We start from the raw sequence: 12,218 nt of genomic DNA on the forward strand, positions 1-12,218 counted from the left end.
CGGATGGGATGTTAGATTTTGGGTTTTTATTTTGAATTATATCTAATAAAATAAATTAGTTTTGTCTAATTTATTTTATTTAAGTTTGTTAAAATTTAATTTACGATATATTGTATAAAGTTTACCAGACAAGATAAATGAAACACATCTGCACAATATTTTTATCATTATTTATATTACAGGCGGCTTTCGCGCAAACAGGCAGTTTAAAAGGAAAGCTAACCAACGGGAGTGAGCCTCTTGCTTATGCTTCGGTTAAACTAAGCGGTACCACAACCGGCACTATCAGTACCGAAAAAGGCTACTACGATCTTAAAAACCTTGCGCCCGGCAATTATGAAATTTCATTTTCTGCGATAGGATATCATACTGAAAAAATAAAAGCCACCATCCAGGGTGGGCAGGTTACGGTGATCAATATCGACCTGAAAGAGAATAGCTCGAAGCTAAATGAAGTGGTAGTTACAGGCGTTTCCCGTGCTACCGAACTAAGGCGAAACCCGATCCCGATAGCTGTAATGAGTAAAAAGGAAATGAACGAGAACGTGAATAATAACATTATTGATGCTATTGTTAAGGGCGTTCCCGGAGTAAATGCGGTAACTACAGGCCCTAATATTTCCAAACCTTTCATCCGCGGACTGGGCTATAACAGGGTGCTTACCTTGTACGATGGTATCAGGCAGGAAGGCCAGCAGTGGGGCGATGAACATGGCATTGAGATCGACCAGTACGGCATTGGCAGGGCCGAAGTTGTGAAAGGACCGGCAAGCTTAACCTATGGCTCAGACGCGTTGGCCGGAGTTATCAATATGATCCCGGCTATGCCAGAGGGGGGCGATGGGGTTTTAAAAGGTGATTACCTGGCAGATTATCATACCAACAACGGCATGATAGGTACCTCGCTGGGCCTTGCCTATAAAAAAGCCGACTGGAAATATTCCTTTCGAGCCACCGCGAAAACTGCGCACGATTATCAGAATAAAGTAGACGGCTTTGTTTATAACACCGGCTTCAGAGAGTATAACCTGAGTGGAAATGTACGAACTGATAAAAAATGGGGTTTCTGGCAGTTATCAGGTACGCTATATGATAACAAGCAGGAAATCCCAGATGGCAGCCGCGATTCGCTCACGAGGCGCTTTACCAAACAGGTTGCCGAGGGAGGAGAGGATGATATTAAAAATCGTCCGTTGGTTAGCGACAATGAGCTGAGTTCGTATGCTATTGCGCCATTGCACCAGCGGATCCAGCATTACAGAATATATAGCTATGGCGAACTGAAAATGGGGCAGAGCAGCCTTGATTTGGCATTGGGCTTGCAACAAAGTATCCGGAGGGAGTATAATCACCCTACCATGGTTAATCAGCCGGGTTTATATGTGGTATTGAATACGCTTAATTATGATGTGAAGTATAACCTGCCTGCTTTTGCCGGTGTGGAAAGTACCATAGGCGTAAACGGTATGTACCAAACCAACCGAAGCAAATCTGCTACCGATTTCCCTATTCCCGATTATAATTTGTTTGATGCAGGCACGTTCTTTTTCGCCAAAAAATCCTTTGGTAAGCTTGATCTGTCGGGTGGAATCAGGTACGATAACCGTAATATCTGTTGGAATGATTTTTATGTAGGGCCGAATACTGCTAATGGTTTTACTAAACATGTTTCGCTTCCCGATACTGCGGGAGCTAACTTGCAGTTCCCGGCTTTCAAGCATACCTATCACGGTTTTTCTGGCAGTCTGGGGTTAACTTATAATATCACCGAAAAACTACTACTCAAGGCTAACATCGCCCGTGGCTATCGCGCACCTAACATCACTGAGATCGGCTCGAATGGGTTGGATCCCGGTGCGCACATAGTGTATTTAGGCGACCGTACTTTTAAACCCGAGTTTAGCCTGCAGCAGGATATCGGCATTATATCTTACCTGAAAGATGCAGACCTGATAGCAGAGTTCTTTAACAACAATATTGATAATTACATCTTCCAGGCTAAACTGAACGATGCCAACGGTAACCCGGTGGTGATAGTTCCAGGCAACAGCACCTACAAATACCAACAATCAAAAGCACGGCTTTACGGTGCGGAGGTAACGGTTAATCTGCATCCACAGAAAATAAAGTGGTTGGCTTTTAATAATAGTTTGGCTTACGTAACTGGTATTAATAAAGATCAGCAGCTTATTGCCCAATCAAACGGCGCGGCCAAATATTTGCCTTTTATACCGCCGGTGCATGTGCGGTCGGAGTTGAAGTTTACTTTGCAGCAGGCCGGTGGTGCTTTTTCAAAACCTTATTTTAAGGTTGAGGCGGATATTTACGCCGCGCAAAACCGTTTTTATGCGCTGGATAATACGGAGACGGCTACACCGGGTTACACGTTGATCAATGTTGGTGCGGGCACCAAGATCAAAACAAAATCGGAAAGAACGTTTTGTGAATTGTATTTACAGGTTGATAATTTGTTTGGTACAGCCTATCAATCCAACCTCAACCGTTTAAAGTATTTTGAATATTATACTCCATCGCCAAATGGCCGGTCGGGGATTTATAATATTGGGCGGAATTTGAGTTTTAAGGCGGTGTTTCCGTTTTAGGTAGTCATTTAATCATAAACGCAGAAGTTCATCGGCGATACGGGGCACCTACGGAGCCAGGATATGAGTTCTCAAATTCTATAAACACGTTACTCCTACGGAGTACTAAAAAAATTGTTAAATACTCCGTAGGAGTAACGTGTTTATAGAAAATAAATCGTGGCTTTTTGGCTCCGTAGGTGCCTCGTCTCTACGAGCGATTTCTACGCATGTAATTTGACGAGATTACTGTCCCGTCGATTCCCTCACCACCAACTCCGAATCCAAAACCAAGGTCTGGTTTGGCTCCACGTCTTTCCTGTTCAATATCTTAAACAAAATCCCGGCGGCAGTCTTGCCCATTTCAAATGCCGGTTGAGCTATGGTGGTGAGCGATGGATTTAAAATGCCTGCTGTTTTCAGGTTTGAAAAGCTGATGATCTTTACATCGGCAGGAATTTTTAAACCTAACTCCCGGCAGGCATAATAACAGGGTAGGGCCAGGTCTTCGATTGAGGCAATCAGGCCATCCGGTTTTTGAGTGATCAGCAAATTTTTAACCAACTCAAGGTTTTCCTGCTCGTCTCCGGTATTGATCATCAGCCCATCCTCAAACAAAATATCATTGTCTTTTAAAGCCTCAATATAACCCGCAATTCTGTTTTTACCGGCCGGGGTGTGATCAATGCCTTTTAGGTAGGCTATCTTTTTACATCCGTTTTCAATGAGATGTTTGGTGGCTGTATAGCTGCTTTGGTAATCGTTAGTAGTTATTTTAATGGCTTCGATATCTTCATAAACCCTGTCGAAAAATATCAACGGCAACACAGGGAGTACATCTTTAAAATCCCTGTCACCATTTGCACCGCTGGCTATTGATATTAAAATTCCATCCACCCGTCCGCTCAGCAGGCTGCGGATAAAGGCGTTTTCGGTTTCTACGTTTTCGTGCGTTTGGTAGATCAGTACGTGGTAATTATGCGCCCGGGCAATCTCTTCAATACCGTTTATCGCCTGCGAAAAAAAACTGTTGGCAATCTCGGGCACAATAACCGCTATGGTTTTGCTTTTATGGCTACGCAGGTTACTTGCCGATGGGTTGGCTACATAATTCATTTTCCGTGCCATTTCCATTACCCTTGCCTTGGTTGCTGCGCCAATTTCGTGGCTATCCCTCAGCGCGCGCGATACCGTGGCGGCAGAGAGATTAAGTTCGGCGGCGAGTTTTTTGATGTTTACTTTATCCACGGTGCGGGTTGATAATAACGGGTTTTTAAGGTGCTAATTTAACTGATTTACGTAAACGTTTACGTAAATAAATCCGGACGGATACGTAAATCGGGTATGTTTTTTTAGGAATTTAGTAGTGTGATAGGTCGCTATAACCTTGGATAACGGCTTATTACAAGCCAACCAACCAGTTATAAAAACCAAAAACAACCGACATGGACAAGTTAACCGAAAAGGAAATATCTCCTTTGGCCAGTATCGAAGAGTGGGAAGATGATGTGTTAGAACGTTACCCCGAACCTGGTCCGGCCAAAGCGAAGGATGAGTTCAGAGTATACAGCGAAGCCGAAGATAACCCGGTACGCGAGTTTTATAGGTTAAATCACAAGTATCAAACTTATGATAACGTTTTGGCCAAAAAAGCCAACTTTTTAAGGTTTGATAAAATGGAAATGCCATGGTGGAAAGCCATGGAGTATCTGAATACATTGGTTGATGATTCGGATCCGGATATTTCGCTCGATCAGTTACAGCATTTATTGCAAACTGCCGAGTCGATCCGCGCCGATGGTCACCCGGACTGGTTTGTGTTAACCGGTTTTATCCACGACTTGGGTAAAGTGCTTTGCCTGTTTGGCGAGCCGCAGTGGAATGTGGTAGGGGATACCTTTCCGGTAGGTTGCAAATTTTCGGATAAGATAGTTTATCCTGAGTTTTTTGCCGATAACCCGGATAGCTACGATGAGCGTTTTAATACCAAATATGGTGTTTATACGCATCAATGCGGTTTGGATAATGTACAGATGTCGTGGGGACATGATGAGTACCTGTACCAGATCACTAAAGATCACCTGCCCGAAGAGGCACTGTATATGATCCGTTATCACTCGTTTTATTCGCAGCACCGCGAAAAAGCGTACGATCATTTACTGACAGCGCACGACCAGGAGATGTTTAAATGGGTTGATAAGTTTAACCCTTATGATCTGTATTCAAAAAGCCCGAAACCACCAGTGGTATCGGAACTAAAACCATACTATGAAGATCTGATAGCCAAATATTTGCCGGCTACAGTGAAATTATAAAAGAGTAACAATTCACTTTGGTTAAGTTGAACTGTAAGGTCGGGTGTATGTAACCACCCGGCCTTTTCTATTTTATCATCAAGAAGATTTTTTTATTGTAGAGACGCATAATTGCGTCTCCCGCGTGCAATTTACGGCGGAAATGATTTGCAAGGCCGCTTGTCCTGCGGGAGACGCGATTATGCGTCTCTACATCGAATTCTGGTCGAAGTTTAGCGCAGCGTAACTTCGTCCTAAACTGTTGGAAGCATTCTGCTTCCGCAGCCAGACTTTAAAGTTCCTGCCGTTGTTGGTGTTGTCACTAACAACTCTACGCCATGCAATGTGGCTTAGGTTTTCATGAAAAGATAAGGGTAAAAAGTTGTTGGTGACAACACCAACAACGGCGGAGCCTTGGGGCGAAAGAGAAATCTTGTAAGAGCGAAAATTACGCATGTAAGGCCGCCAAGCAGGGCGTACAAGATTTCTCCTCACCTGCCCGCGAGGTCACCGCGCTGTTCGTCGAAATGACAAGTAGGAGAGAGTAATGCCCTTTTTGGCTATTTCACCTCCGGCCCGTAAAACTTCAACCCCAACACCCCGGTCATGATCAGCAGCATAAAAAAGATTTCCATGTAGGAAAGCCGCTCGCCCAAAAAAGTCATTTCAACTACTTTAATGAGGATAAGCGTAACTGCCGTCCAAACCGCGTAAGCCACCGCTGTAGGCACAGATTTGATGGATAACGAAAAAAAATAAATGTTACCGATGCCGAAGAGAACATACCCCGCAAAAGGCATCCAAACCGGCAAACCGTATTGAAGACTTAAAACCGAATTCCAGCGCAAGGCCTTCAAATCGCTGAATTTCATGAATTTTAAGCAGAAGGTCCAGGCCGCTTCAAACGCGGCTGCTATCAAAAGGTATAACCAGGCCAATGTGTTAGTTTTATTGTAAAATATTTTCTTCCTGCGGTACTAAAGCTACCGGCTCAGGTACTTTGTTTTCTTGATTAGGGGCTGCTTGTTTTGCTGTTGTCAATTTAGCCGGCAGCGCTTTGTCTATTATGCTCATCAAACGTGGCCGCAAATTATAATACCAGCTAAACCATTTGTATTTAAGCAGCTTTTGCTCATCAAAACGTTTTACGCTGAAGGCATGCTGCAAAAAATAATCGCGCGGGTAATCGTAATGCAAGCCCCAGTTTTCGGGCTTATCGCCCGGCGCGTGACCCGGATCATAAACCGATTTAAACAGGTAATCCCAAAACGAAAATTTAGTGGCGAAGTTGGCATGAAAAACCTCGATGTAGTTGGCATGGTGCCATAAATGCAGCTCGGGCGAGTTGATGATATACTTCAGCTTGCCCATGTTTACCTTGATGTTGCCGTGGATAAACATGCCGAACATGGCATCCAACATAGCCTTGATCGGTATAACCATCGGGTCGGCACCTAACAAAATGATAGGTGCAAACTCGATGGTTTGGTTAATGATGATTTCTACAATGTGAGATCGTGAACCGGCCAAAAAGTCAACCTCTTTGCCCGAGTGATGCGCCTCGTGAAACCGCCAGAAAAACTTATTGGAGTGCTGAAAACGGTGAAACAGATAGATATACAGATCGTGTGTAAACAAAAAGAACAATACCTGCACGGCCACCGGCCAGTTACTTACAAAATGAAACTCCGACAGATCCCAATGCCTTTGCATTGGCGCGATGATATAATCGAAAATCATGATTTTGAGAAAGTAACTTTGTATCAGCGTGTACCATACCAGATCGATCCAAAATCCTTCCCTGAAAAACTTCAAACCTTTTCTATAGGGCGAGATCCGTTCCCAGGCAATGATGAATGCTATCCAGCAAAAAAGGATAGTGGATGTAATGGTAAGTACTTGTTGCTGTGGCATTATTATTTCACGGTTGGTTTTTCTTTGTACTCGTCGCTGATGTTAACGCGCAGGCGTTTCATCGGTGCCAGTTCTGATTCGTAAACGCGTTTTTCGCCATCACCTGCGGCAGTTTCCACGTCGCGGATATCGCGAACCAAACGTTGGAAGCCCCCCGGTTCAACAGATGCCGCATGGTCAGATCCCCACATGGCACGATCAAGCGTAAAGTGACGCTCAACAAACGTTGCGCCCATGGCTACGGCACCTACGGTAGTAGCCAGGCCGGTTTCGTGACCAGAGTAACCGATAGGGATGCCCGGATATTTGTTCTCCAATGTCTGGATCATTTTAAGGTTCAGCTCCTGCGGAGGGCAAGGGTAAGCCGAGGTTGAATGAGCGATGAACAACGGATAGTTTTCATCAAATTGGTTGATGTAATCCATCGTAGTTTCGATCTCTTTCATGGTTGACATACCGGTTGAAAGCATCAGCGGTTTGCCGGTTTCCAAAATGCGTTGAATCAAGTCGAAATCGGTTAATGAAGCCGATGCCAGTTTGTACAAAATGGTATCGAATTGCTCCATAAAATCAACCGATGGTGCATCCCAGGCAGATACGAACCAATCGATGCCTACTTTTTTGCAGTATTGATCGATAGTAGCATATTCAGCGATACCAAACTCGGTTTTGCGTTTGTAATCGATATAGGTAATGCGGCCCCAAGGGGTATCGCGCATAATTTCCCACTGATCGCGCGGTACGCAAATCTCTGGTGTACGTTTCTGAAATTTAACGGCATCAGCTTTAGCTGCTACGGCCTCGTCAATCAGTTTTTTGCAGATCTCTAACGAACCATTATGGTTGATACCGATCTCGGCAATGATATAGCTCGGTTCACCTTTGCCAATTACGCGGCCGTTTTGCAGGGTGATACTGCCGTTCCGGGTGCCTGACAGGAATTTATCGCTTTTTGCTTCGATAATAAATTCTGCAAACTCACGGAAACAACCATCGCCGCCGTTCAGGGTGCTAATAAAATCAACCTGTGCTTTAACTTGTGGCAGGCCATCAGCAGGTGATGCGGTAAGGCCTGCCAGTTTCATTACCTCAATATCGTTGGTATCATCACCAATAAAAGCAACTTCGTTAGGCGATAAATTTAAGCGGCTGCAGATCTCTTTAAAAGCCACTACTTTATCTTTTATGCCGAGGTGCAATTCGGTGATATTTAATTTTTCGGCTCTTTTAGCCAGCGATGGCGAGTTTTCGCCGCTGATGATGCCTGTAGTTACGTTTGCCAGTTTATGCAGGCGCTCAACACCCATACCATCGCGCATGCTGAATTTTTTCAGCAATTCGCCTTCGGCGTTATAGTATACGCCTGCATCAGTTAAAACCCCGTCGTTGTCGGTTAGCAATAGTTTAATGCCTGCCGCTTTTTGTCTTAAAATTTCGTTCATAATAGGTTTAAATTAAATTGCTGTCCATCCCCCGTCAACAACCAGGTTAGCGCCGGTCATGTATGCCGATGCTTCGCTGGCCAGAAATATGAGTGCGCCCTGATAGTCCGACGCCTTGGCCATGCGGCCCAATAATGTTTTTGCTGAATAGTTATTAATGAAATCGCCTGTTTGCCCTGCCTCTACGCCACCTGGAGAGAGGGTATTCACCCTAACCCCGGTGTGCCCCCAATAGGCTGCCAGAAAGCGCGTAAAGTTGATGATAGCCCCCTTGGTCACCGGGTAAGCAGCCGATTTATAAAATGTTTGCTGTCCGCGCGCATCGCGATAGATAGTTTGATCCGGGCCAACCATACCATAGGTTGAAGCGATGTTGATGATGCTGCCGCTGTGCTGTAACGACATCTGCGTACCAAACACCTGCGAGCATAAAAATACACCGGTAATGTTCACGTTAAGCGAAAGCTGAAAAGCCTCCAATGGATAGTTTTCAAAAGCCGAAAGCTCTTTAGCCATAGCCGGGTTTTCAAACTTATCGTTAATAGCGGCATTGTTTACCAGTATATCAACCGAATCGTATTTGTTTAAAACGGCATTAAGCGCGTCAATCAATGAGTCTTTGCTGGTAACATCAACCTCAATACCCAAATGGTTATCGCCTAATTGTGCTGCGAATTGCGAGGTTTGCTCAGCACCCAGATCAGCTACTACCACGTTTGCACCTGCTGCTGCAAGGGCTTCACAATGTTTTTGACCTATGAGACCTAAAGCACCGGTTACCACAGCCGTTTTTCCTTTTAATGAAAAAAGCTCCATGGCTTAAGCGGTGGTTTTAGGTTTGATATTGTAGTTGCTTACCTTGCGGAAAACAGCCTCAAGCACTTCGCCTTTCAGGTATTGTTTGATGTTGCCGCTTTCAATAGCTTCTTTTACAAATGGCAGTACATCGCGGTAAGCGGCAAGGATGTAGTCGATATCTTCGGTGGTGTGGCTGTAGCACATGTTGTGGAAGCCGGCCCAAAGCACGCCGCGTTTAATCATTTCCTGCTGCATCAGGGTTTTTACTTCCAGTCCGTTGCCGGCATCTGGAGTAAAAGTTACCATGCTGCGGCAGTTAAAGCCTACGGCGCGGGTGTATTTATCCATGCCTAACTCTATAGAAAGGCTGTTGTAACCATCTTTTAATAAAGCGCCGTGCTCATCAAGGTATTGAGGTACATTTTTATCGCGAAGCTCATTAATGGTTGCGATACAGGCCGCTAATGACAAAGCCTCGCCGCCAAAAGTGGTGTAACTGAATACTTCTGAGTTGAAAAGCTCCATTACATCGGCACGACCGGTTAATAAAGCTATAGGCATACCGTTGGCGCATGCTTTTGAAAACACGGCCAAATCGGCTTTAACGTTGAAATATTCCTGCGCACCGCCCACCGCTATACGGAAGCCTGTCCACATTTCATCAAAAATGAGGAGGGTGCCATTGGCTTTACAAGCCTCGGCCAGTTCCTGTAAATAGCCTGGTTTCGGTGCTTCGAAAATGAATGGCTCGAGGATCAAAGCAGCAACAGTTTCATCTAAAGCGGCTTTTACGGATTCGATATCGTTATACTCAAAAGTATAGGTCAAATCCTGGATAGCTTCAGGTACGCCTGAGTTGCGGCTGGTGATGCCGATATACCAATCGTGCCAGCCGTGGTAACCACAGCAAAATACTTTATCGCGGCCAGTAAATGCCCGCGCTACGCGGATAGCCGCAGAGCAAACGTCGGCACCTGTTTTTGATATTTTTACGGCCTCGGCATTAGGTATAACCTGTTGAACAAGTTCAGAAAGTTCAACCTCCAATGGGTGCATCAATGAAAAAGTGATACCGTTGTTTAATTGTGTGCGGATAGCCTCATCAACAACAGGGTAGGCATAACCTAATGAAACCGGACCGATAGCGGCGTTTAAATCAATAAACTCGTTACCATCCGCATCCCAAACGTGCGAACCTTTACCTTTTACAAGGTACTTAGGCGCAACACCCTTGGTAAACTGCCCCGGACCTTTTGCCAGCGTTTGGGTAACCGGTTTCTGCACTTTTAAAGCGCGTTCGTATAATTTGTCCGATTCGGTGATGATCGGGAAATCGTTGTTAAGCTCAATTTTATTGGCCATGATAAAATATTTTTATTCTGAAAATTCAGGGGTTAAAATTTGTGGTTGGTGGTGTTCGGTTTGGTAGCCTAATATCCGCTCGGCTATTTGCTTGCCGGTAAAACCTTCGTATTCAAGCACCGATGGCAGTAACGATGGCCTGAACCATTTTTCGTTCAGGGCGATAGGCAATACGTTGGTGGTGGTGCGGTTTTTCAATAAAACTTCGGCAACAATGGTATAAAGGCCGCCGGTTACAAAATGGTCTTCCAATGTAACTACCAGTTTGCTTTGTACCGATGCTTTCAGGATAGCCTCTTCATCAACCGGCTTCAAGCTGCGCATATTGATCAGACCAACTGATAAACCTTCGGCTTTCAGCATTTCAACGGCGATTAGTGCTTGTTCAAACAGCAAACCGTAGGTTAATATGGTTACATCGGTACCTTCTGTAATTACTTCGGCCTTGCCCATTACAAAAGGCTCATGGTTGTAACCTGTTTGGCGGGTATTGATGCGCGTGTAAGCCGGGCTTTTGCTCGCCCAAATCTGGGGCAGCATTTTTACCAGGTCGTCCTCATCGGCAGGGGCAAAAACGGTTACGTTCGGGATGCCGCGCATAATCGAGATATCCTCGATAGCCTGGTGGGTAGGGCCGTTACCATCTGATAAAAAGCCGGGGATAAATGAGCTCAGTTTTACCGGCAAATTTGCAATTCCAACATCGGTACGCACAAATTCAAAAGCGCGCATGGTTAAAAACGATGCCAACGCATGTATAACCGGTACACGGCCACGCAAAGCCAGACCGGCAGCAGCGCCAACCATGGTTTGCTCGGTAATGCCGGTATCAATAAAACGTTTGCCTAATTTGGCGGGCAGGTTGCGTACCAGCGCGCGGTTTTCGGCGGTCATTACTACCACTTGCTCATCGGCAAGGGCGGTTTGGGTTAAAAGTTCTTCGTAACTCATCTTATCTCACCACTAAAGTTTCGGATGTTAATGTTGTATTATGTTCGCCGTGCAGTTCGAGCAAAAGCTGCTCAACTTCGCCTGCATTAAAATTGCAGAACCATCTGTCGGCTCGTTCCTGGATGCTTGGCAGGCCTTTGCCGCGCATGGTATCGGCAATAAGCACATTGAGTTTGCCCATTTGGAAAGGGTAGGAGTTTAACGCTTCGTCTAATTCGGCAAAACTGTGCCCGTTAATGCGTTTAACCGCTGCGCCAAAGGCAGCGAATTTATCGGTAAGCGGCTCCAGAGGGATCAGTTCTTCGGTACGCATATTGGCCTGGAACTGGTTGCGGTCTACAATAAAAATCAGGTTGTCCAATTTGTAGGCGTTGGCTACCAAAACGGCTTCCCAGCAGGTACCTTCGTTTAGTTCACCATCGCCCAAAATGCAGATCACTTTGTTGCTGCTTCCGCTGATCTTCAGATCTAAAGCAACACCTAAAGCCACCGAAGGCAAATGGCCTAATGAACCCGAATGAAATTCGATACCCGGAATTTTGGTATTGGGGTGCCAGTAAATATGATCGTTTAATAGCAGGTGATTTTTAAGGCGTTCTTTATCCAATAAACCCAGCTCGGCAAAAGTGCCGTACAGGGCAGGTACGTCATGACCTTTTGAAAGGAAAAGATAGTCTCGGTTAGGATCGTTCAGGTTATCCTTATTGATGTTTAAAAAACGGCTGTACAGGTACACGATCAGGTCTACCGCCGATAATGACGCACCGGTAAAGCAACCGCCATCGGTCGACATGCGGATGATGTGCTCTCTTACCTTAAGTGCCGTAGCTGTTAATTCTTCGTAATTCTTGTTTTCCACTGCTGTATGCTTTCGT

General features: G+C 45.2%; 10 protein-coding genes. 2 read left to right on the forward strand and 8 right to left on the reverse strand.

All coding sequences use genetic code 11. From position 1 onward, the window contains the following. The first annotated feature begins 137 nt into the window (after positions 1–137). Positions 138–2,603 carry a TonB-dependent receptor gene (locus AAFN85_RS05400; RefSeq protein ID WP_347525968.1) on the forward strand — a complete coding sequence of 822 codons (2,466 nt, stop codon included), beginning with the start codon at positions 138–140 and terminating at the stop codon, positions 2,601–2,603. 225 nt (positions 2,604–2,828) lie between these two features. Here AAFN85_RS05400 and AAFN85_RS05405 read toward each other — a convergent pair whose 3' ends face one another. Continuing rightward, positions 2,829–3,830, reverse strand: coding sequence for a LacI family DNA-binding transcriptional regulator (locus tag AAFN85_RS05405; protein WP_347525969.1), 1,002 nt, complete (start codon positions 3,828–3,830; stop codon positions 2,829–2,831). Between the two features lie 197 nt (positions 3,831–4,027). Between AAFN85_RS05405 and AAFN85_RS05410 the strand changes: the two genes are divergently transcribed. Continuing rightward, positions 4,028–4,897 (forward strand): inositol oxygenase family protein, encoded by an 870-nt coding sequence (locus AAFN85_RS05410; protein ID WP_347525970.1) that lies wholly within the window; start codon positions 4,028–4,030, stop codon positions 4,895–4,897. Positions 4,898–5,436: 539 nt separating this feature from the next. Here AAFN85_RS05410 and AAFN85_RS05415 read toward each other — a convergent pair. Genes AAFN85_RS05415 through AAFN85_RS05445 form a run of 7 tightly spaced genes read right to left on the reverse strand, consistent with a single transcriptional unit; the run spans position 5,437 to position 12,202 of the window. Beyond that, positions 5,437–5,814: an SMR family transporter gene (locus tag AAFN85_RS05415; protein ID WP_347525971.1), complete on the reverse strand. Its 378-nt coding sequence runs from the start codon at positions 5,812–5,814 to the stop codon at positions 5,437–5,439. 10 nt (positions 5,815–5,824) lie between these two features. Then, positions 5,825–6,790 carry a sterol desaturase family protein gene (locus tag AAFN85_RS05420; RefSeq protein ID WP_347525972.1) on the reverse strand — a complete coding sequence of 322 codons (966 nt, stop codon included), beginning with the start codon at positions 6,788–6,790 and terminating at the stop codon, positions 5,825–5,827. A gap of 2 nt (positions 6,791–6,792) precedes the next feature. Further along, positions 6,793–8,232, reverse strand: a complete 1,440-nt coding sequence (locus AAFN85_RS05425; RefSeq protein WP_347525973.1) for an N-acetylneuraminate synthase family protein — start codon at positions 8,230–8,232, stop codon at positions 6,793–6,795. Between the two features lie 12 nt (positions 8,233–8,244). Beyond that, positions 8,245–9,048 (reverse strand): SDR family oxidoreductase, encoded by an 804-nt coding sequence (locus tag AAFN85_RS05430; RefSeq protein ID WP_347525974.1) that lies wholly within the window; start codon positions 9,046–9,048, stop codon positions 8,245–8,247. A 3-nt stretch (positions 9,049–9,051) separates the two neighbouring features. Continuing rightward, positions 9,052–10,392: an aminotransferase class III-fold pyridoxal phosphate-dependent enzyme gene (locus AAFN85_RS05435; RefSeq protein WP_347525976.1), complete on the reverse strand. Its 1,341-nt coding sequence runs from the start codon at positions 10,390–10,392 to the stop codon at positions 9,052–9,054. 12 nt (positions 10,393–10,404) lie between these two features. Further along, the gene (locus AAFN85_RS05440; protein ID WP_347525977.1) at positions 10,405–11,343 is read right to left on the reverse strand and encodes a transketolase C-terminal domain-containing protein; all 939 of its coding nucleotides are present in this window, start codon (positions 11,341–11,343) and stop codon (positions 10,405–10,407) included. 1 nt (position 11,344) lies between these two features. Beyond that, a complete protein-coding gene (locus AAFN85_RS05445; RefSeq protein WP_347525978.1) occupies positions 11,345–12,202 on the reverse strand; it encodes a 1-deoxy-D-xylulose-5-phosphate synthase N-terminal domain-containing protein in 858 nt (285 codons plus the stop codon). Positions 12,203–12,218: the final 16 nt, after the last annotated feature.

The sequence above is a fragment of the Mucilaginibacter sp. CAU 1740 genome, assembly GCF_039839285.1.
Lineage (GTDB): Bacteria > Bacteroidota > Bacteroidia > Sphingobacteriales > Sphingobacteriaceae > Mucilaginibacter.

Bases quoted from the DNA above. Each gene is read 5' to 3' on its own strand.
- AAFN85_RS05420 (WP_347525972.1), bottom strand. From the start codon at position 6,790: ATGCCACAGCAACAAGTACTTACCATTACATCCACTATCCTTTTTTGC.
- AAFN85_RS05430 (WP_347525974.1), bottom strand. From the start codon at position 9,048: ATGGAGCTTTTTTCATTAAAAGGAAAAACGGCTGTGGTAACCGGTGCT.
- AAFN85_RS05400 (WP_347525968.1), top strand. From the start codon at position 138: ATGAAACACATCTGCACAATATTTTTATCATTATTTATATTACAGGCG.
- AAFN85_RS05410 (WP_347525970.1), top strand. From the start codon at position 4,028: ATGGACAAGTTAACCGAAAAGGAAATATCTCCTTTGGCCAGTATCGAA.
- AAFN85_RS05440 (WP_347525977.1), bottom strand. From the start codon at position 11,343: ATGAGTTACGAAGAACTTTTAACCCAAACCGCCCTTGCCGATGAGCAA.
- AAFN85_RS05435 (WP_347525976.1), bottom strand. From the start codon at position 10,392: ATGGCCAATAAAATTGAGCTTAACAACGATTTCCCGATCATCACCGAA.
- AAFN85_RS05425 (WP_347525973.1), bottom strand. From the start codon at position 8,232: ATGAACGAAATTTTAAGACAAAAAGCGGCAGGCATTAAACTATTGCTA.